This is a genomic window from Pseudomonas sp. GW821-FHT03C07 (assembly GCF_059420925.1).
The window spans coordinates 190032-211065 of the sequence record NZ_JBWKUQ010000008.1; the positions used below are offsets into that span (position 1 = coordinate 190032).

General features: G+C 64.4%; 18 protein-coding genes. 7 read left to right on the plus strand and 11 right to left on the minus strand.

The genetic code is table 11. The features are described 5' to 3' along the window. The first annotated feature begins 4 nt into the window (after window positions 1-4). The 6 genes from AC07VG_RS17725 to AC07VG_RS17750 all read left to right on the plus strand — a co-directional run bounded on the left by AC07VG_RS17725 (window position 5) and on the right by AC07VG_RS17750 (window position 8244). Window positions 5-3061, plus strand: a complete 3057-nt coding sequence (locus AC07VG_RS17725; RefSeq protein WP_495021615.1) for a serine/threonine-protein kinase — start codon at window positions 5-7, stop codon at window positions 3059-3061. Beyond that, window positions 3061-3777, plus strand: a complete 717-nt coding sequence (locus AC07VG_RS17730; protein WP_495000300.1) for an ABC transporter ATP-binding protein — start codon at window positions 3061-3063, stop codon at window positions 3775-3777. The genes AC07VG_RS17725 and AC07VG_RS17730 overlap by 1 nt, the downstream gene beginning before the upstream one ends. After that, a complete protein-coding gene (locus AC07VG_RS17735; RefSeq protein ID WP_495000140.1) occupies window positions 3774-4979 on the plus strand; it encodes an FtsX-like permease family protein in 1206 nt (401 codons plus the stop codon). The genes AC07VG_RS17730 and AC07VG_RS17735 overlap by 4 nt, the downstream gene beginning before the upstream one ends. Further along, entirely contained in the window at window positions 4972-6699 is a 1728-nt protein-coding gene (locus AC07VG_RS17740) for a formylglycine-generating enzyme family protein (protein ID WP_495000139.1), read from the plus strand. Before AC07VG_RS17735 ends, AC07VG_RS17740 begins: the two co-directional genes overlap by 8 nt. 85 nt (window positions 6700-6784) lie before the next feature. Continuing rightward, complete coding sequence (gene tagQ, locus AC07VG_RS17745; protein ID WP_495000138.1) at window positions 6785-7729, plus strand: type VI secretion system-associated lipoprotein TagQ; 945 nt, start codon at window positions 6785-6787, stop codon at window positions 7727-7729. Window positions 7730-7869: 140 nt separating this feature from the next. Continuing rightward, a complete protein-coding gene (locus AC07VG_RS17750) occupies window positions 7870-8244 on the plus strand; it encodes a helicase (RefSeq protein ID WP_495000137.1) in 375 nt (124 codons plus the stop codon). A 193-nt stretch (window positions 8245-8437) separates the two neighbouring features. Here the strand turns inward: AC07VG_RS17750 and AC07VG_RS17755 are convergent, their stop codons facing one another. The 6 genes from AC07VG_RS17755 to exbB all read right to left on the minus strand — a co-directional run bounded on the left by AC07VG_RS17755 (window position 8438) and on the right by exbB (window position 15381). Continuing rightward, a complete protein-coding gene (locus tag AC07VG_RS17755) occupies window positions 8438-9838 on the minus strand; it encodes an aminoacyl-tRNA deacylase and HDOD domain-containing protein (protein ID WP_495000136.1) in 1401 nt (466 codons plus the stop codon). 78 nt (window positions 9839-9916) lie between these two features. Then, complete coding sequence (gene recG / locus AC07VG_RS17760) at window positions 9917-11992, minus strand: ATP-dependent DNA helicase RecG (RefSeq protein ID WP_495021633.1); 2076 nt, start codon at window positions 11990-11992, stop codon at window positions 9917-9919. A gap of 5 nt (window positions 11993-11997) precedes the next feature. Continuing rightward, the gene (locus AC07VG_RS17765) at window positions 11998-12918 is read right to left on the minus strand and encodes a hydrogen peroxide-inducible genes activator (RefSeq protein WP_495000135.1); all 921 of its coding nucleotides are present in this window, start codon (window positions 12916-12918) and stop codon (window positions 11998-12000) included. A 292-nt stretch (window positions 12919-13210) separates the two neighbouring features. Further along, window positions 13211-13960, minus strand: coding sequence for an energy transducer TonB family protein (locus AC07VG_RS17770; RefSeq protein ID WP_495000134.1), 750 nt, complete (start codon window positions 13958-13960; stop codon window positions 13211-13213). Continuing rightward, window positions 13957-14382, minus strand: coding sequence for a TonB system transport protein ExbD (gene exbD / locus AC07VG_RS17775; RefSeq protein WP_495000133.1), 426 nt, complete (start codon window positions 14380-14382; stop codon window positions 13957-13959). Before exbD ends, AC07VG_RS17770 begins: the two co-directional genes overlap by 4 nt. Before the next feature lie 6 nt (window positions 14383-14388). Further along, the gene (exbB, locus tag AC07VG_RS17780; RefSeq protein WP_495000132.1) at window positions 14389-15381 is read right to left on the minus strand and encodes a tonB-system energizer ExbB; all 993 of its coding nucleotides are present in this window, start codon (window positions 15379-15381) and stop codon (window positions 14389-14391) included. Window positions 15382-15573: 192 nt separating this feature from the next. Between exbB and AC07VG_RS17785 the strand changes: the two genes are divergently transcribed. Continuing rightward, entirely contained in the window at window positions 15574-16431 is an 858-nt protein-coding gene (locus AC07VG_RS17785) for an SDR family oxidoreductase (protein WP_495000131.1), read from the plus strand. 127 nt (window positions 16432-16558) lie between these two features. On the opposite strand, the gene AC07VG_RS17790 is transcribed toward AC07VG_RS17785, so the two are convergent. From AC07VG_RS17790 to gmk, 5 genes are all read right to left on the minus strand, one after another. After that, window positions 16559-17293, minus strand: a complete 735-nt coding sequence (locus tag AC07VG_RS17790; RefSeq protein WP_495021616.1) for a putative periplasmic lipoprotein — start codon at window positions 17291-17293, stop codon at window positions 16559-16561. A gap of 87 nt (window positions 17294-17380) precedes the next feature. After that, window positions 17381-17761: a RidA family protein gene (locus tag AC07VG_RS17795; protein ID WP_040071713.1), complete on the minus strand. Its 381-nt coding sequence runs from the start codon at window positions 17759-17761 to the stop codon at window positions 17381-17383. 50 nt (window positions 17762-17811) lie between these two features. Beyond that, complete coding sequence (spoT, locus tag AC07VG_RS17800; protein WP_495000129.1) at window positions 17812-19917, minus strand: bifunctional GTP diphosphokinase/guanosine-3',5'-bis pyrophosphate 3'-pyrophosphohydrolase; 2106 nt, start codon at window positions 19915-19917, stop codon at window positions 17812-17814. Window positions 19918-19977: 60 nt separating this feature from the next. Next, window positions 19978-20241 (minus strand): DNA-directed RNA polymerase subunit omega, encoded by a 264-nt coding sequence (gene rpoZ, locus AC07VG_RS17805; protein ID WP_100942187.1) that lies wholly within the window; start codon window positions 20239-20241, stop codon window positions 19978-19980. Between the two features lie 167 nt (window positions 20242-20408). Beyond that, window positions 20409-21029, minus strand: a complete 621-nt coding sequence (gene gmk / locus AC07VG_RS17810; protein ID WP_103499222.1) for a guanylate kinase — start codon at window positions 21027-21029, stop codon at window positions 20409-20411. Window positions 21030-21034 lie beyond the last annotated feature (5 nt).

The window sequence follows — 21034 nt, forward strand, 5'->3', positions numbered from 1 at the left end:
CACCATGGAAATTCTGATTCCCGGATTCGATATAGGCGAGGAGATTGGCGAAGGCGCCATGGCAACCGTCTACCTGGCGACCCAACGGTCGCTGGAGCGCAAGGTGGCGCTGAAAGTGATGGCGGCCGCGCTGGCCGCCGACTCGACCTTCTGCGAGCGTTTCCTGCGCGAAGGCCGGACCCTGGCGCGGCTGTCACATCCGAACACGGTGACCATCCACGACATCGGCAATGTCGGCGAGCTCTACTACATGGCCATGGAGTACCTGCCCAACGGTACGCTCAAAGAGCGGATCGCGGCCGGGTTGAACCCGGAGCATGGCCTGGTGTATGTCCGCCAGATCGCTTCGGCCCTGGGCTATGCCCATGCCCTCGGGCTGGTGCACCGCGATGTGAAACCGGCCAACATCCTGTTTCGCGCCGACGGCGCGGCGGTGCTCTCGGACTTCGGTATCGCCAAGTCACTGGATGACCGCACCCAGTTCACCCAGGCCGGGTTTGCCGTGGGCACGCCAAGCTATATGAGCCCGGAGCAGGCCCGGGGGCAGGATCTCGACGGGCGTTCCGACCTGTATGCGCTAGGGGTGGTGCTCTATGAAATCCTGGTCGGCAAGTTGCCTTATATCGGCACCGACGCGCTGTCCACGGCCCTGGCGCACCTGACCGAGCCAATGCCGGAGTTGCCGCTCCAGCATGGGCGCTACCAGGAGATCCTGCGCCAGTTGCTGGCCAAGGACCCGGCGGAGCGTTTCGCCGATGCGGCGGCCTTGCTGCGGGCGCTGGATAACCTGCCGGCGGACAACCTCGACGCGACCCTGGTCCAGCCATTGGCGATTGTGTCGCGGACCCCGACTGCGGCCGGCGATCTGGGCGGGCTGACACCAGTGTCGATCGAGATTCCCACTGCGGCCCCGACACCTGCGCCGACTCCACGACCCGCTGCAACGCCGGTGCTCGACCATTCCGCCGAGTCCGGACAACGGCGCGGCCCGGTGCTGACGCTGGTCGCCGTGGCGGTGGCTGCCGCCCTTGGTTTGGCGGGCGCCGGTTACTGGTGGTTGGGGCGTGACAGTCATCCCGCGACGCCGAGCACGGCGGCGCAGCCTCCGGCAAAAACGCCGTTGGTATCGAATCCACCACCGGCTTCCAACCCGCCGCCGGCCCAGCCGCCCAACGTGACCCAGTCCGTGGCGGCAGATCTCGACGGCGGCCTGCGCCCCTTGTTGATGGCCGGCAAGAAAACCCTGTTCCAGCGGGTCCTGAGCAAGCCCGGGGCGAGTTTTGCCAGCGAGCCGGGGGCCAGGTCGGACAAGCCACTGCCGGCGTTCTCGGTGCTCTACGTGTACCAGCGCAAGACCGTCGATGGCAGCACCTGGCTGCGGGTCGGCGCGGCCAGCGACGGGCGCAGTGAAGGCTGGTTGCCGCAGGACGCGGTCAGCGACTGGAAACAGAGCCTGGTCCTGAAATTCACCGAACGTTCCGGGCGCGCGCCGGTGATGTTCCTGCGTGATGCCGCCGATATCGACAAGTTGCTGGCCAACCCTTCGGCGGCGAAAAATCTGCTGCTCAATGCGCAGAAAAATCCGCAGGACGACCAGCGTGTCCTGGCCCTGGAACCGGCGGCCAGCGCGGTACCACAGAACCAGTTCTACCTGCTGCCGATTTTCGATTCGCGCGAAAGCCTGGATGAAAACGGCCAGTCGGTTCAGTTGCTCAATGTCGCCTCCATCGACCCCGGCAGCACGCCGAAAGCCCTCGGCAACGGTGGCGCCCCGGCCGTTGCGGCCGACACATTCCGCACGGCCATCGTGCTGGTGGTGGACACCACGGAGTCGATGCAGCCGTATATCGATCAGGTCCGCGACGTGGTCCACGAGCTGCAAAGCCAGATTGCCCAGCGTGGCGAGTTGGACAGCGTGAGCTTCGGCCTGATCGGCTTTCGCAACAATATCCAGAAAACCCCGGGCCTGCAGTACCTGACCAAGACCCTGGTGACCCTCGACCAAGGCCGCGACCCGGAGCGCTTCCTGGAGTTGGCGCGGGATGTGAAAGCGTCGACGATCTCCAGTCATTCGTTCAACGAGGACTCCTTCGCCGGGGTCATGCAGGCGGTCGACGGCATGGACTGGTCGGGCTACGGCGGCCGGCTGATCCTGCTGGTCACCGATGCCGGTTCGTTGCGCAAGAACGACCCCTACAGCAGCACCAAGATGAACGAAGCGGAGATCCGCCAGGCCGCGCTGGGCAAGCAGATCAAGATCTATGCGCTGCACCTGCGCAGCGATGCCGGGAAGAAGAACCATGCCTTCGCCGAGCAGCAGTACCGGACCCTGACCGCCGATGCCAACCCGCAGATCGGCGACCTGTATATCCCGGTCCAGGGCGGCGACGTGCACAAGCTGGGCGAGCGGGTAGGCGAGATCGGCTCGGTGTTCGCCAACCTGGTGCACCAGGTGCGCAGCAACCAGACCCAGGCCGTGCCGCTGTTGGCAGCGTCGCCGAGCCTGGCGGACAAAACGGCGGCCATCGGTTATGCGATGCACATGGATTTCCTTGGCCACAAGGCCGCCAGCCAGGCGCCGCAACTGGTCAGCGCCTGGACCGCCGACCGCGACCTGACCAACCCGGCGCTGCCGGCGTTCCAGGTCTGCGTGATGCTGACCAAGCTGCAGCTCAACGAGCTGCAACAGTCGCTGAAACTGATCGTCGAGGCGGCGCGCAAGACCCAGACCTCGCCCAAGGATTTCTTCCAGGAAATCGCCAGCGCCAGTGCCTACATGAGCCGCGATCCGCAGGCCTTGCGCAAGGGCGGCAATCTGGCCGACGGCGGCATTCTCGGCGAGTACCTGGAAGGCCTGCCGTACCGCAGCAAGTCGCTGAACATGACCCAGGACCTCTGGCTGTCGCTGAGTGTGGCCGAGCAGGAAGACTTTATCGACGAACTGGACTCGAAGATCCGCCTCTACGAAACCTTCCACAACGATGTGGCCAACTGGGTCCGGTTCGGCGATGCCGAGCCGGGTGACGCGCTGTACCGCGTGCCTTTGTCGACGTTGCCGTGATGATCAGTCTGCGCGAGGTGCGCAAGACGCGGGGCGAGGGCGCCCAGCGCTACAGCCTGGAGGTGCCGCGTCTGAGCCTGGTACCCGGCGCGCAATGGGCGGTGGTCGGGCCTAGCGGTTGTGGCAAAAGCACCTTGCTCGATCTGTTGGCGCTGGTCTTGGCGCCGGACCGGGCCGGGTTGTTTGTCTTCGACGATTCGGCGGGGGCGCAGGATATCGCCGCGCTTTGGCGCCAGGGCCAGCACGAGCGCCTGGCGACCCTGCGCAGCCAGCAGCTCGGCTATGTGCTGCAGACCGGCGGCCTGCTCGGCTTTCTCGATGTGCGCGGGAATATCGCCTTGTCGCGTCGACTGTTGGGCCTGAAGGAGGACGGCAGCGTCCAGCGGCTCGCCGAGCAGCTGGAGATCGCCGATCAGTTGGACAAGAAGCCCCAGGCGCTTTCCGTCGGCCAGCGCCAGCGGGTCAGTTGTGCCCGGGCGCTGGCCCATGGGCCACGGCTGCTGCTGGCCGATGAACCGACCGCCGCCCTTGATCCGCTGAATGCCGGGCGGGTCATGCAATTGCTGTTGAACCAAGCCCGGGAGCAGGGCGCCTGTTGCGTGATTGCGACCCACGACGAAGCCCTGGTGCGCGAACTGGGTGTGCCGGTGTTGCGCATCGCCTGCCGGCGCGATGGCGATGGCGGCGTCACCGCGACCCTGGAGGTGACGCCATGACCCGCGCTGTCCTGGTCGCCAGCCTGGCCTGGCAGGATTATCGCGTCGACTGGCGGCTGTCGGCTTGCGCGGTGTTGGCGCTGGTGGCGGTGATCGCGCCGTTGCTGGTGCTGTTCGGCCTCAAGTTCGGCCTGGTCAGCAGCCTCACCGAACGCCTGGAGCGTGACCCGACGGTGCGCGAGATCATTCCCCTTGGCGGCGGGCGCTTCAGTGCGGCGTTTATCGCCGGGCTGGGGCGGCGTGAGGATGTCGCCTTTGCCCTGCCGCGGACCCGGCAGATCGCCGCGACCGCCGACCTGTCGAGCAGCGCCCAGGACCCGGTGGTCAACGTAGAAATGTTGCCCACCGCCGATGGCGATCCATTGCTTGGCAGCGTGCCCGCGCCAGTGGGCCTGGCGGCGATGCTGCTCAGCCAGACGGCGGCGGAGAAGCTCGGGGTGAAGGCCGGCGATTGGTTGCAGGTGTCTTTCGGCCGGCAAGTGGCCGGTCGCCTGGAAAGCCGCCACACGCAGATCCAGGTGCAGGCGGTGCTGCCGCTGGAAGCGTTCGAACGTGATGCGTTGTTCGCCCCTTTGGGCCTGCTGGAGGCCGCCGAGGATTATCGCGACGGCCGTGGCGTGCCGGTGCTCGGCTGGGCCGGCGAGCCGGCGGGCACCGCCGCGCAGCGGGTCTATCCGGGGTTTCGCCTGTATGCCCGCGGGCTGACCGATGTCGAGCCACTGCGGCGTTATTTTGCCGAGCGCAACCTGCTGGTTTCAACCCAGGCCCAGGCCATCGCCCAGGTGCAGTCGCTGAGTCGCAACTTGTCCATCGTGTTCTGGGTGATCGCCAGCCTGGCGCTGGTGGGGGCCTTCGCGGCGATCTTCGCCGGTGCCCTGGCGGCGGTCGAGCGCAAGCGCCGCGAGTTGTCGGTGTTGCGCTTGCTCGGTCTCGGCACTGCCGCGCTGTTGCTGTTTGTGGTCCTGCAAGCGCTGTACAGCGGCCTGCTGGCGGCGTTGTTGAGCGGTGTGCTCTACAGCGCGGCGGAGTGGGGCCTGAACCGTTTATTCGTGCAGGCGGCCGGCGAGTACGCCAGCCACCTGCTGTTGCCGCATTACCTGCTGGCACTTTTCAGCGTGTTGGCGGTCTGTGCTCTGGCTGCCGCCCTGGGGGGCTGGCGCGTGGCGCGGATAGAAGCTTCGGAAGGAATCAGAGATGTATAAGTTGCGCAGCGCGGCCCTGGCGGTTCTCGTCGCTTCCCTGTGCCTGGGTTCCTGGGCGCGGGCCGATGAGGACAGCGAAAAGCTCGACAACCCCAAGCCCCTGGCCGATGACATCAGCCTGCCGCTGCCCTGCGAGGGCGAGCTGGTCTTTCGCGCGGTCTATGTGTTGGCGCGCGGTACCCTCGACGACCGTGAGATCAGCCTTGGCTATCCGTTCAGCGAGGACGAACCGGGCTACAAGCAGTCGTTTATTTCCGGCTATCGCCGCGACTTTATCAACGGTCAGTTCACCCTCAAGGACCTGCCCGGCGCCTGGCAGAAATCGATTGCCCCGACCTTGCCGAAGACCGATGCCGACTCGCCGCTCAAACCGATGTTCTATTTCATCGGCAAGTACCCGGTGACGGCGCGCCAGTACGCCCTGGTGATGGCCCAGGCCCCCGCCCTGGCCAGCGGCGAACCGGCGCCGGCCTGCGATGCACCGAGCGGTGTGGCCGGGCGCTTGCCCAAGGTCAAGGTGTCGCGTTTCGACGCCGAGCGTTTCTCGGCGGTCTACAGCGCCTGGTTGATGAAGTATCACCGTGACCTGCTGCCGGTCAGCGGCCGTGGCTCGGCGGCCGAGGACGGCGGTTTGGGTTTTGTCCGCCTGCCTACCGAGGTCGAGTGGGAGTTCGCGGCCCGTGGTGCCCAGGCGGTCAGTCGCCAGGACCTGGAAGGGCGCTTGTTCCCCCGGCGGGTAGCGGGTAGCGACAGCGATGGGCCGCTGTCCGACTACGCGGTGTTCAACCAGGTGGCCGGCGGCACCGGTCAGGCGGCACGGCTGATGCCGATTGGCACCAAGTTGCCCAACCCCATCGGGATGTTCGACGTGATCGGCAACGCCGCGCAAATGGTCCAGGAGTCGTTCCAGCTGGTGCATGCCGGACGCCGTCAGGGCACCTATGGCGGTTTCGTGGTCAAGGGCGGCAACTACCTGGAAGGTGAAGGCACGCTGTTTACCGGCATGCGCCGCGAGTATCCGTTGTTCGCCGCCGATGGTACCGAGCAGAGCAACGAGACCACCGGTTTCCGCGTGGCCGTCGGCGCGCTTTCGGCGCCGCGTTCGCGCTACAAGGAACTGTTCAGCCAATGGCAGCAGGAAGGCCGACTGGCGTCCCTGACCGACGCCATCGACGATGCCCAGGACCCGACCAAGCGCCTGGATGGGATCATTTCCGCCAGCACCGATCCGAAGCTGCAGGCCGAGTTGGGGCTGGTCAACGAAGAGCTCAAGCGCAACGTCTCGTTGATCGCCCGCCAGCGTGAAGAAGCCGCCGGCAACCTGATCCAGTCGGCGGCCCTGGTGGCCGAGACCGTGAATAACTACAACATTCGCCTGACCAATCTGAAGAAGAGCCGCCAGCAGGCCGTGGATGCCAAGGACGAGACCGCCGCCAAGCTGTTCGCCGTGGCCATCGAGAACGGCAGCAGTGCGCTGGATGGCGCGGTGGCGATCTATATCGACAACCTGGCCACGGCCACGCGCTACACCGATGCGGTGATCCAGGCGCAGTTCCAGCGGGTCAAGGAAGAACTCAATCGCAAACCCGTGCTCGGCAATAGCCTGGTCGCACGGGCCACCTTGTTCGTTCGTCATGTCGGGGATTACCGCAAGCAACAGCGGGCCGATCCGGCGGCGATCTTGAAAGCGTTACTCGCGTCGACCGCCCAGCAGTCATGAGCGGTCGGTATCCGGCGAGTGTAGAGGGGACTCGGACGGCAGGGTGCCGTACCGGGCAAGTCAAACCAAAAAAGGGAACATGAACATGATCTTCTCCAGCAAACCCCTTGTTTCGACCTCCAAGTGCCGTGCCGCGTTGTGGGTTGCCGCCGGATTCAGCACCGTGCTGATGGGCGGTTGCGCCACTTCGCCGACCTCGAAAGTCGGCGCGACCACCAAGGTCGAGTACTACCCGACCTGCTACGAGCCGGTGCAGCACCTGCGCGCCACTGACTCGGACATGACCAAGTCCGTCGCCACTGGCGCGGTGCTTGGTGCGTTGGGCGGTGCGGCCCTTGGCGCGCTGACCGGCGACGACTCCGCCAAGCGCGGGCGCAATGCGGCCATCGGCGCGGCTGGCGGCGCGTTGGTGGGTGGTGCGGCGGGCTACTACACCGAGAAACAGAAGCAGATCACCGATGACAACCAGCGCATCGGCTCCTATGCCCAGGACATCAACAAAAGCGCCGCCGACATGGATCGCAACACGGCCTACGCCAAGGCCTCGCAGAGCTGCTACCAGCGTGAGTTCGCCAACCTGGTCTCGGCGCGCAAGGCCAAGACCATCGGCGACGCCGAAGGCCGCAAGCGCCTGGCGGAAATCGTCTCGGGCCTGAAAGAGTCCAATGACCTGATCGTCGCCGTGAACGGGCGCGCCTCCGAAGACCTGAACAACTACACCCAGGCTTACGAGAAGGACCTGCAGCAGGTCGGCGTACAGCGTACCGACGTGGTCACCGTGGCGACCGCCGACACCAACCCGGTTGTCGCGCCGACCACCACCAAGGGCAAGAAGGTGAAAGTGGCGAAGAAGCCGGTGCTACCGACCGTGCCGAAAGAAGCCGTGGCCACCGAGAAGACCCTGCAGGACGCCAATGCCAAGAAAGCCGCGAGCCAGGACGTGGCCACCAGCGGTCAGTCCCAGGTCAACAGCATGTGCAAGAACCCGGACCTGGGCGATTGGGCACCGGTTCCTTGCCCGAACGCGTGATGGACGGATCGTCTGACAATTTGTCGGTATAAGCGTTAAACGCCAGTCGATCTCCCGGGTAAAACGGGAGATCGGTGGCGTTCTTCAAGTAACGCGCTACACTGCGCCGGCTGTTTATCTTTTCTGCCGAGGTTGTGTGCATGAAATTTCGTTTTCTTCTCTGGGCACTGGGTCTGTTGATGGCCCGGGCCAGCCGTAAAAACCCCGCCTTCCAGCAGCAATTGGCCGACAAGGGCCTGGTGTTCCAACTGCAGACGCTCGACGGCAAGGTCGCCCGTCACTTTATCGTCAAGGATCAGCGCATCAGCAGCCAGTCCGGGGTGTATCCGGAGCCGGCGTTTGCCATCGCCTTCAAGGACGCCGCCTATGGCTTCGCCACGTTGCAGGCGAAGAACAAGCAACTGGCGTTTATGACGGGGATTCAGGACAAGTCGATCCAGATCAAGGGTAATCCGGCGCTGGTGATCTGGTTCCAGGGCTTGATGAAGTACCTCAAGCCGCGGAAGAAGGCCTGAGCTGCAGGTGTCTTGCGCAGCCTTGTGGGAGCCGGCTTGCCGGCGATGAGGTCTTCAGGTTTTGCGCTGGCTGTGCGGGCGCCATCGCTGGCAAGCCAGCTCCCACAGGTTCAGCGTCGATCACAGGTTGTGTAGACGCCCCGGACACTGTAGGAGCCGGCTTGCCGGCGATAGCGGTGTTCCAGGCGCCGCTTTAGCCCTGGCTGAACTGCGAAGCCAGTTCGCGCAACAGCACTTCGGCTTCCAGCACCTTGTTCACCACATCATCGGCCTTGTCGCGGGTCAGTCCCAGGCGCTCAAGCAAGGCATCCGGAATTTCTTCGTCGGGGCCCGAGCCGATATTGCGGCTGCGCAGCAGGCGCACGGCCAGGCACACCAGGTTCGGATAGGCGGCATAGTCGCCGTCGTAGCCCGGGTCATGCTGGAAGCGCAGCGCGGTGGACAGTTCCTCCGGCATATCCCAATAGCGCATCAGCCAGGCCCCGATCTGCTCGCGGCTGATGCCCAGCAAATGCTGCTCGATATAGCTGTGGCACAGGTGCGGGTTGACCTCCAGGTGTCGGCAGATCAGCGAGAAATGCGGCGGGAAAACATGGGCCAGCAGCAGGTAGCCGAAGTTGTGCAGCAACCCGGCCAGGTAGGTCAGGCCGGCTTCCGGGCGTTGGGCGCGCGGCATGGCACGGGTCAGGCCTTCGATCACCGCGGCGGTGTAGATCGATTGCTGCCAGTAAGGCGTGCTGTGTTGCGGGTGGTCCTTGGGCAGGCTCAGGGTCTTGCCCAGGGCCAGGCCCAGCGCCAGGTTGATCACCAGATCGAAACCGAGCACGCGGACAATCGCGTCTTCCACCGAACGGATCTTGCCCGGCGAGGCGTAGTAGGGTGAAGCCGCCCAACTCACCACCTGGGCCGCCAGCGACGGGTCGGTTTCGACCACGCCGGTGATGTCGTCGATGGTCGCGTCGGGGTCGACCCGCAGCTTGATGATCTTTTGCGCGGTTTCCGCCAGTGGCGGAATCTCGATGGTCGCTTCCAGACGCTGCTGGATCCTCCGCGCGGTGAAGGCTTGCACGGCCTGGGTGATTTCCTCGCGGTCATCGTGCGGGCGGTCGAGGTTGGGGCGGATATCGGCCACGGACTCGCCGAAACTGGCGGCGCTGGCCTTGCTCAGCATGCTCTTGAAGTCGTCGCTGGAGATTTCCAGCAGCAGCCCGGCTTCGCCAGAGTCGATCAGCAGGTTCGGTTCACGCAGCAACTGCTCTTCGTACAGGCACGGTGAGCTGGTCAGTCCAGGCAGGCCCGGCAGCAGGTGCAGGTTGTGTTTGCCGAGCATGCGCTCCATGCGTTCGGTGGGCACCGCTGTCAGGCGCCGGCCGGTCAATTCGGTCAGGCGATTGAGATCGAGCAGTTGGTCCTGGGGAAACAGGACCATGAGTGCGCCGACTGCATCGTCGAGCAGCACGGCCTGGACCTTGCGCGCGGCCGGCAGACCAAGGTGGTCCGGGACCTCGCTATAGCGGATGGCGAGCTTGTCGAGCAGCAGCCGGACCACAGACGGGGTGTGCGGGGTTGCATCGATGAAGGCAACTTCTGTCATGGTCTGTATCCGGGTTCCTACAATTTTCCCAGTATAACCAGCTTGGCCGCCCTAATGGTCCATAAACTGTGAGGTCTATCACACTTGGCCGTATTGCTGGCCGTGGCGCAGCCAGCGCTCCAGGAGCGGGCTGACATGCTGCGGCCAGCGTGTCATCAGGGCTTGCGCGGCATCGCGGACCGCTGGCAGCAGGTCGGCGTCGCGCATCAGGTCGGCGACCTTGAATTGCAGGAGCCCGGTCTGGCGAGTGCCGAGCATTTCCCCGGGGCCGCGCAGCTCCAGATCCTTCTCGGCGATGATGAAGCCGTCGTTGGTCTCGCGCATGATACCCAGGCGTTGGCGCCCGATCTGTGACAGCGGCGGATGGTAGAGCAGCACGCAGTGGCTGGCGGCGCTACCGCGGCCGACCCGGCCACGCAGTTGGTGCAGTTGCGCCAGGCCCAGGCGTTCGGGGTTCTCGATGATCATCAGGCTGGCGTTGGGTACGTCGACGCCGACCTCGATCACCGTGGTCGCCACCAGCAGTTGCAGGGCGCCGGCCTTGAATTCGGCCATCACCGCCGCCTTTTCCGCCGGTTTCATGCGGCCGTGGATCAATCCGACGCGCAATTCACCGAGGGCCGCGGTGAGCTCTTCGAAGGTGGTTTCGGCGGCCTGGCAGGTGAGCTCTTCGGACTCTTCGATCAAGGTGCAGACCCAATAGGCCTGGCGGCCTTCGGCGCAGGCGGCCCGCACCCGCTCCACCACTTCGAAACGCCGACTGTCGGTCACCAGCACGGTGTTCACCGGCGTGCGGCCTGGCGGCAGTTCGTCGAGGATCGAGGTATCGAGGTCGGCATAGGCGCTCATGGCCAGCGTCCGTGGGATGGGCGTGGCAGTCATGATCAACTGGTGCGGGCACATCCGCCCGCCGACGCCTTTCTGGCGTAGCGCCAGGCGCTGCTGGACGCCAAAGCGGTGCTGTTCGTCGATGATCGCCAGGGCCAGGTTCTTGAACTGCACTTCGTCCTGGAACAGCGCGTGGGTACCGACCACCATCGGCGTACCGCCGCTGATCTGCTCCAGGGCGGCGACGCGGGCCTTGCCCTTGAGCTTGCCGGCCAGCCAGGCAGTTTCGATGCCCAGCGGTGCCAGCCAGCGCTGGAAGTTGAGGAAGTGTTGTTCGGCGAGGATCTCGGTCGGCGCCATCAGGGCCACCTGGTAACCGGCTTCCAAGGCCTGCAAGGCGGCCAGGGCGGCGACCACGGTCTTGCCGGCGCCAACATCGCCCTGGATCAGGCGCAGCATCGGTTCCGGCTGGCTGAGGTCGTAGGCCACTTCGTTGCCGACCCGTTGCTGGGCGCCGGTCGGCGGGAAACCGAGGTTGGCGAGAAACTGCCCGGGCAGCCGTTGCGCTTTCGGCAGGGCCGGTGCGCGCAGGGCTCGCAGGCTTTCGCGCAGGCGTTGCTGGGACAACTGATGCGTCAGCAATTCTTCGAAAGCCAGGCGGTGTTGGGCCCAGTGATGGCCGAGGGCGAGTTCATCGACGTCGGCATCCGCGGGCGGCTGGTGCAGGTAGCGGATGGCTTCGTCCAGCGGTGCCAACTGGTAGTCGCGGGCCAGTTCCTGCGGCAGCCAGTCCGGCAGGCTGCGCGGGCCGAGCATTGCCAGGCTTTGCAGGCAGAGCTGACGCAGGCGTTGCTGGGTCAGACCTTCGGTCAGCGGGTAGATCGGCGTCAGGGTGCTGTCCACCGGCGGCGGTTCGTCGCCGCTGATGGCGCGGTATTCCGGGTGGTAGATTTCCAGGCCGGAGGCGCCGGGGCGGGCTTCGCCATAGCAGCGCAGGTGGGTGCCACGCTTGAGGCCGTCCTTTTGCGCGGTGCTGAAATGGTAGAAGCGCAGGCTCAGGCTGCCGGTGCCGTCGTTGAGGCGCACCAACAGGCTGCGGCGCTTGCCCATGACCACGTCGGCGCCGCTGACCACGCCTTCGATCACCGCGTCCTGGCCCGGGCGCAAGGCACCGATGGGCACCACGCGCGTGCGGTCCTGGTAGCGCAGGGGCAGGTGGAACAGCACGTCCTGGATATTCTCCAGGCCGACCTTGGCCAGCTTCTCGGCCATGGCCGCGCCGACGCCCTTGAGCGCCGTGACCGACACTTGCGACAGTTCAGCCACGTCGATCAGCTCGCTACGGGAGGTTTGACCACCGAGCACAGGCGGATCGAGTCAGCGAGGATTTCAATCGCCTTGGGCCGCGGGAAGCTGGCGCGCCAGGCGATGGCCACGGTGCGGAACGGCACCGGTGGCGTCAGCGGACGCACTTCGATCACGCCAGCGGCGTAGTGATGGCTGTCCACCGCCGACAGCGGCAGGACCGAAATGCCCAGGCCAGAGGCGACCATGTGGCGGATGGTTTCCAGGGAACTGGACTCAACCGTGGTGTGCTTGGCGGCGTCGCCGCCCTTGCCCAGGGTCGGACAGGCTTCGAGGACCTGGTCGCGGAAGCAGTGGCCTTCGCCCAGCAGCAGCAGGCTCTTGTCGTTGAGCAGGGCGCTGTCGATGGTTTCCTTCTTGGTCCAGGGGTGCGAGGCCGGCATCAATACGTAGAACGGCTCGTCGTAGAGCGGCAGGGTCAGCACGTCGGCTTCATTGAACGGCAGGGCGATGATCACCGCGTCCAGTTCGCCGTTGCGCAGCTTGTCGCGCAGCACGTGGGTGAAATTTTCCTCGATGTACAACGGCATCTGCGGGGCGACCCGGTGCAGTTGCGGGATCAGGTGCGGGAACAGGTAGGGGCCGACGGTGTAGATCGCGCCGACTTTCAGCGGGGCGGTCAGCTGGTTTTTCCCGGCCTGGGCCAGTTCACGGATGCCTTGGGCCTGTTCAAGGACCTTCTGCGCCTGGGCAACGATGGTTTCGCCGACGGGGGTCAGGCGCACGGCACTCTTGCTGCGCTCGAAAATCAGCACACCGAGTTCGTCCTCGAGCTTTTTCACGCCTACCGACAGGGTCGGCTGACTGACGTGACAACGCTCGGCCGCGTGGCCAAAGTGTTGTTCCTGGGCAAGAGTGACGATATAGCGTAGTTCTGTAAGAGTCATAGCGAGCGTCCATGAGGTTGCCGGGCCAAGCATAACGGCTGCAATCGATAGACGCACGTTATCAGACGCAGGAAGAACGACGATTGTCGTTCATGTCGGTTTTAGTGGGTTTTTGTGCGGGTGATAGGACGCGAAACTGTGGAGGGCGGAGCTTTTGTGGGCGTGGAGCTTGCCCGCGAAGAGGCCGTCAAGACCGCTAAAAGCTTCGTGGGCAAGCTCCGCTCCCACAGCAACCCTGCTCCCACCAGGCGCCAGGCCTGCTGTTGTGCGGTTCCCGCCTGTTTACAGGCGCCTAGCGGGAGCGCTTGTCGATGGAGTAGACGAACGGCGCGACGATCTCGATGCTGCCGTTGGTCAGCATATCGGCCGGCGGCTTGGGCAGCGGTTGGGCGCGACGGATCATTTCCAGGGTGGCCCGGTCCAGATCAGCGTTGCCCGAACGGCCCACCAACTCATACGAAAGCACCTTGCCTTCGGCATCGACCACGAAGCGCAGACGGTTCAGACCTTCCTTGCCGCGTGATTGCGCCGCCGGCGGGTACTTCTTGTACTTGCCCAGGTGGGCTAGCAAGGTGCCTTCCCAACTGGCTTTCGCGGCGACCTGCTGGGGCGCAGGGCCTGGCGCCGGCGCCGCGGATTTTTCCGCTGGCGCCTGGGTTGGCGGCGTGTCGGCGGGTTTCTCTTCGGTCGGTTTTTCCTTCACCGGCTCCGGTTTCACCTGCGGCTTGGGCGGCTGTGGCTTGGGTTTCGGCTTGACCGGCTTGGGCACCGAAATCGTCGGTTTCGGTGCTTCGGCCAGCTTGGGCAACGGCAACTCTTCCACGGGCGCGGGCGGCGGTGGCGGGGTGAGCACCTTGGGCGGTGCTGGCGGCGGCGGGGCTGGGGGCAGTGGGGCCAGTTCGACCATCATCGCCTGGGGTGGCAGCTCGATGGGCTTGGACACCGACCAGTTCAGCGTGGCGATGATCGCCAGCGCATGAATGCCCAGCACCAAGCCCAGGCTGGCGCCGTAACGCGTCAGCTTTTGGCGGGTATTGGTCATTGCTTGGCTGCCGTCTCGAGCCCGACCAGGCCGACCTTCAGGTAACCGGCGGCGCGCAGGGCATCCATCACGCGCATCAGGTCGCCGTAATCCACGCCTTTATCGGCCTGGAAGAAAATGGTCGTGTCCTTCTTGCCGTGGGTCCGGGCGTCGAGGGTCGGGCCCAGGGCCTCGGCCTTGACTTCGTCTTCACCGAGAAACAGACGCTGGTCGGCCTTGACGCTGAGGAACACCGGCTTTTCCGGTCGCGGTGCCGGCTTGGCGCTGGAGGCGGGCAGGTCGACCTTGATGTCGACGGTGGCCAGGGGGGCGGCGACCATGAAGATGATCAGCAGTACCAGCATCACGTCGATAAACGGCGTGACGTTGATTTCGTGGTTTTCGGCGAGATCGTCGCCGCCTTCGTTCAAATGCAGGCCCATGGCTGATTACCCCACTTTCACCATATGCGGCGTTTGCGTGGAGCGCTCGGGCGGCAGGTGGTCGAGGTCGCGGCTGACCAGCAGCAGGACCTGGGCCGAAGCGTCGGAGACCTGGGCCTTGTAACCGGCGATGGAGCGGGCGAAGACGTTGTAGATCACCACGGCCGGGATGGCCGCGACCAGGCCCAGGGCGGTGGCCAGCAGGGCTTCGGCGATCCCCGGGGCGACCACGGCAAGGTTGGTGGTCTGGGTCTTGGCGATACCGATGAAGCTGTTCATGATGCCCCACACGGTACCGAACAGGCCGACGAAGGGCGCGGTGGAACCGATGGTGGCGAGCACGCCGGTGCCGCTGCTCATATTGCGACCGCAGGCGGCGACCAGGCGCTCGAGGCGGAAGCTGACACGCTCCTTGATGCCTTCTTTCTCGCGGCAGTTGACCGACAGGCGAATTTCTTCCAGGGCGTCATGCACCAGCAGGTGGGCAAGGGTGCCCTGCTGGTTGGCGGTGTCGCTGGCTTCCTTGAGGGTGCGGGCCTTTTTCAGGGCGAGCGTCTCACGGCGCAGGCGACGCTTGGCGCCCAGCAGTTCGAAGCCTTTGGCAATCCAGAGGGTCCAGGTGATGATCGAGGCGATGGCCAGGCCGATCATCACGATCTTGACGATGATGTCGGCGTTCTTGTACATGCCCCAAGGGGACAGGTCGTGGGCCATGCCCAGGCTGTTGTCTTCGGCCGGCAGGGCGTCGGCATCCGTAGCGTCGCTCGCTGTGGCATTCTCGGCCTGGAGCGGAGTCATGGCGGTTGGGGTGGCGACAGGTGCGGCATGATCGACCGGGGTCGGGGCGACAGCCGCCGCTGGGGCGTGCGCTGCTGCTTCATCGGCGAATGTCACGGTCGGCGCCAGCACCAGGCTGAGCAGCAAGACCGCTGTCGAGCGCCAGGCGCGCGATGAGCTGTGGGGCAGGGGTGACGAAGCGAGGCGTTTATTGCGTGTCATGCTGGCCGGACCTGAGAGAAGATATGAAGAGGGTCTTGTCCTTCCAGGCCTCGTGGGGCCGAGAACATTGGGTCGTGCATTATTGCAAATACTTCTTGTTAACAAAAGCAATAGCTTCTCTTTTTTTCTTCCATTGCTAATTGCTGGTCAATTTCCAGCGCTGGTTCGTGGCTTTTTTCCTGGAGATCCGTGATGTCTGCTCCTTCTGTTCTGATTGCCGGTTGCGGCGATGTCGGTAGCCGCCTGGCGACGCAGTTGCTCGCTCAAGGTTGGCGGGTACATGGCCTGCGCCGTTCGGTCGCGCGTTTGCCGGAGGGTGTCCTGGGGGTGGCGGCTGATCTGTTCGTCGAGCAACGACCCGCTACCTGGCCGGACGGCCCGCTGGATTACCTGGTGTATTGCGCCGCCGCGACCGAGCACGATGAGGCCGGTTATCGAGCAGCCTACGTCGATGGTTTGCGGCATGTATTGAGTTGGCTCAGGCAGTCGGGCCAGCAGCCGCGACGCCTGCTGTTCGTATCCAGCAGCAGTGTGTATGTACAGCAGGCGGGCGAGTGGGTCGACGAGACGGCACCGACCGAAGCCGACGGCTATTCCGGGCGTTTGATGCTGGAGGCCGAGCAGGTAGCGTTGGACAGCGGCATTCCGGCGACCCGGGTGCGCCTGACCGGCATCTACGGTCCGGGTCGCGAGTGGTTGTTGACCCAGGTCCGGCGCGGTTATCGGGTGGCGGTCGAGCCGCCTTTATATGGCAATCGGATTCACGTCGACGATGCGGCCGGGTTGTTGGCGTTCCTGTTGGAGGCTGATCATGCCGGGAAGGCACTGGAGGACTGCTACATCGGTGTTGATGATGCGCCGGCGCCGTTGGCCGAGGTGGTGGGCTGGCTGCGCGAGTACTTGGGGGTGACCGAGTGGGCGGAGGATGCCAGCGTGCGCCGCACCGGCAGCAAGCGCTGCAGCAATGCACGGGCGCGGGCCCTGGGTTGGGCACCGCGTTATCCGAGTTTCCGCGAGGGCTATGCGGCGATTCTTGAAGGCCGTTGCTAGTTGAAGCGAAACCCGCCCGTGTAGGAGCCGGCTTGCCGGCGATGGCGGCCGTAAGGCCGATGCAAGGCTCAAGGGCCTCATCGCCGGCAAGCCGGCTCCCACAGGGTGTGCGGCACGGCGCGTAGGATTATTTCTCCAGCAACCACTGGCGAGGGCCCGGGTTGAGCTGCGGCTGTTCATCGGGCTGGGCCGAGTTCAGCGCCTGGAAGATTTCCAGTTGCTTGCCCTTGCGCACGAAGATCCAGGCGGCGCCCTTGCTGCCTTGCTGCAACCAGATGCTGTCGTTCTCACCGCTCATGGAGGCGCAATCGCCAGCCAGGCACAGTGCATAGCGGTCGGCGCCGGGCAGGCCTTCGAGGCGTCCGTCCGCGAGGAATTTCACCTGGCCGCCTTCGCCCGGGCCGTTGCTGATCTTCCAGTTGCCACCCATGTAGGCTGCGTACAAGGCCTGTTCGAAGCTGGCGCCCACCGGGGCGTTGGCCGGTAGTTCGGTTTCGGCGCGCACGAACGGCTGTTCAGGCTCCGAATCGCTGGCGCCCTGGATCAGTTCCTTGCCGTCGCGGGTCAGTGCAGTACCGGCGCTGCCATAGAAATCGACATGCCATTGCTTGCCGTCCGCGCGTACATGACCCTCGGGGCGCTCGAAACCGTTGCTGTAGCGGGCCTGGCCGTTACGGGTGTCGATGCTCCATTCCAGGTTCGGCCCATAGGTTTCCAGGGCTTCGCGCAAGCTGCCCTTTTTAACGGCGGCATCGATGGCGACCTGGTTGATCCAGGTGCCGCTGATGTCGTATTTGGCGGGGTCGCTGGCGCAGCCGCCAAGCAGGAGGGCAAACACCGAGAAGGCAAGCGCTTTGCGCATGGTGGAATCCTTTGCAGACGAAGCTGGTGCAGCGCAAGAAGCGGCACCAGGCAGTGCGGGGTTGTTCGAGGGCGGCGTGGCTGGCAGTTACTCGAGGACCAGGATCGCGTCCATCTCGACTTGCGAGCCGCGTGGCAGGGCGGCAACGCCGATGGCGGCGCGGGCCGGGTAGGGCTGTTGGAAGTACTTGCCCATGATCTCGTTGACCTTGGCGAAGTGGCTCAGGTCGGTGAGGAAGATGTTCAGCTTGACGATGTCCTTGAACGAACCGCCCGCTGCTTCGGCCACGGCCTTGAGGTTTTCGAAGACCTGCACGGTCTGGGCTTCGAAGCCCTCCACCAGTTCCATGGTCTTCGGGTCCAGGGGAATCTGGCCGGACATGTAGACGGTATTGCCGGCCTTGATCGCCTGGGAGTAGGTGCCGATGGCGGCTGGGGCTTTGTCGCTGCTGATAACGGTCTTGCTCATGAACAGGTTCCTTGTAATGGGCGGCTACGTGGACAGGCTATATAAGTGAGCTATGCGCGCATGCGGGTGATACGGATCACCCCGGTCAGGGCGCGCAGTTTCTTGATCACGCGGGCCAGGTGCACGCGGTCGTGCACGCTGACCACCAGTTGGACCACGCTGATACGACCATCGCGTTCGTCCATGCTGATTTTCTCGATATTGCCATCGGCGGCATTGACGCTGCTGGCCAGCAGGGCGATCAGACCGCGCTGGTGTTCCAGCTCGACGCGCAGCTCGACGTTGAATTCGCCGGTGACATCCTTGGCCCAGGAGAGCTGGATGCATTTTTCCGGATTGTGGCGGATTTCGCTGATATTGCGGCAGTTGTCCAGGTGCACCACCATGCCTTTGCCGGCGGACAGGTGGCCGACAATCGGGTCGCCCGGGATCGGCGTGCAGCACTTGGCGTAGCTGAGCACCAGGCCTTCGGTGCCGCGGATCGCCAGCGGGCCTTCGGGGCTGGGCAGTTGTTCGCCTTCGCCGAGCAGGCGGCGGGCGACCACATAGGCCATGCGATTGCCCAGGCCGATGTCTTCCAGCAGGTCTTCGATCAGTTCCAGGCGGTATTCGTGAAGCATGGCTTGCACGCGCTCGCCCGGGATCTTCTCCAGGGCGCTGTCGAAACCGTTGAGCACCTTGTTCAGCAGGCGCTCGCCCAGGCTGATGGATTCGGAGCGGCGTTGCAGTTTCAGGGCGTGGCGGATATGCGTACGCGCCTTGCCGGTGACCACGAAGTTCAGCCAGGCCGGGTTCGGGCGCGCGCCGGGGGCGCTGACGATCTCGACCGTGGAGCCGCTTTGCAGCGGTTCGGACAGCGGTGCGAGACGGCGATTGATCCGGCAGGCAATGCAGCTGTTGCCGACGTCGGTGTGCACCGCGTAGGCAAAGTCCACCGCCGTGGAGCCTTTTGGCAGCTCCATGATCCGGCCCTTGGGCGTGAACACATAGACCTCGTCCGGGAACAGGTCGATCTTCACGCTTTCGATGAATTCCAGGGAGTTGCCGGCCCGTTGCTGCATTTCCAGCACGCCCTTGACCCACTGGCGGGCCCGGGCATGGGTGCCCTTGGGCTGCTCGTCGCCGCTGGACTTGTACAGCCAGTGGGCGGCGATGCCGTTGTTGGCCATCTCTTCCATTTCGCGGGTGCGAATCTGGATCTCGATCGGCACGCCGTGCATGCCGAACAGCGTGGTGTGCAGCGACTGGTAGCCGTTGGCCTTGGGAATCGCGATGTAGTCCTTGAAGCGCCCGGGCAGGGGTTTGTACAAGTTATGTACCGCACCGAGGACCCGATAGCAGGTGTCGACCTTGTCGACGATGATCCGGAACGCGTAGACGTCCATGATCTCGTTGAAAGCCCGGCGCTTGCCGCGCATCTTGGTGTAGATACCGTACAGGTGCTTCTGCCGTCCGCTGACCTCGCCCTGGATTTCATCGACGGCCAGGCAGTGGCTCAGGGACTCTTCGATCTTGTTGACGATTTCCTTGCGGTTGCCCCGGGCGCGTTTGACCGCCTGGTAGATCCGCGCGGAACGCATCGGGTGCATGGCCTTGAAGCCGAGGTCTTCGAATTCGATGCGGATTGCATGCATGCCCAGCCGGTTGGCGATGGGCGCATAGATCTCGAGGGTTTCCTTGGCGATGCGCCGGCGCTTTTCGCCGGACAGCACTTCGAGGGTGCGCATGTTGTGCAGGCGGTCGGCCAGCTTGACCAGGATCACGCGAATGTCGCGGGCCATGGCCATGGCCATTTTCTGGAAGTTTTCCGCCTGGGCTTCGGCCTTGGTCTCGAAATTCATCTGGGTCAGTTTGCTGACCCCGTCGACCAGTTCGGCCACGGTTTCACCGAACTGCGCTTGCAGCGCTTCCTTGGCGATACCGGTGTCTTCGATCACGTCATGGAGCATGGCGGCCATCAGGCTCTGATGGTCCATGTGCATGTCGGCAAGAATATTGGCCACCGCCAGCGGATGCGTGACGTAGGCTTCGCCGCTGCGACGGCGTTGACCGTCATGGGCTTGTTCGGCGTAAAAGTACGCCCGGCGGACCAGGTTGACCTGGTCGGCGCCGAGGTAGGTCGATAAGCGATCGGCGAGGGCGTCTATGCTCGGCATGAGGTTTCCCCCGACCGAAGCCTTGTACCCTGCGCCGTGCTCCGTCGACCAGGCATAGGCTTAGACGGCCTCGTTGGACTCGTCCTCGAAGGCGGCGAAGACCGGGTCTTCATGGACGATATCCTGTTCAGCGATGAACTCGTACGTCACGTAGCCTTCGGCGATTTCCCGCAGCGCCATTACGGTTGGTTTGTCATTTTCCCACGCCAGCTTCGGCTCTTTGCCGCCGGTCGCCAGTTGACGAGCACGCTTGGTGGAGAGCATGACCAGCTCAAAACGGTTAGCCACATGTTCTAGGCAGTCTTCAACGGTTACGCGGGCCATGGTGTTCCTCGTAGCAAATGCGGTAATCACGCTACCCGGATGGGCGAGCGGACTGAACAGTTTAAAAAATCACCAGCGTTTAGGGAAGCGCTGATTTTCCCAGCCGGCTTGCCAACGCGCTACGAGTACCAATGTAAAGCCCTCGCGGCGCTTTTGGGAAGTGTTGCTTATGCCAGCAATTCACTCAATAGCTGAGTGAAATGTTGTTGCTGGGGCAGCTGTTGCAAGCGATTGGCGCGGAAAATCGCCTTCAGATCGTCCAGTGCGTGGGCAAAATCGTCGTTGATGATCAGGAAATCGTACTCGACGTAGTGGCTCATTTCGCTGACCGCTTCGCGCATCCGCCCTTCGATGATCGCGTCGCTGTCCTGGCCACGGTTGGTCAGGCGCTGGCGCAGGGCTTGCTGGCTCGGCGGCAGGATAAAGATGGAGCGAGCCGCGGGCATTTGCCGGCGCACTTGCTCGGCGCCCTGCCAGTCGATTTCCAGGATCAGGTCGTGGCCTTCGTCCAGGGTCTGCTGCAGGTGGCTCTGGGAGGTGCCGTAGAGGTTGCCGAAGACTTCGGCCTGTTCGAGGAAATCGCCGTGCTCGACCATACGCACGAACTCGGCGCGGTCGACGAAGTGGTAGTTCACGCCGTTGGCTTCACCCGGGCGCATGGCGCGGGTGGTGTGCGAGACCGAGACGCGGATCTGCGGTTCGGCATCGATCAGGGCCTTGACCAGGCTGGTCTTGCCCGCGCCCGACGGTGCGGAAATGATGTAGAGGGTGCCAGTGCTGTGGGTCATGTCGG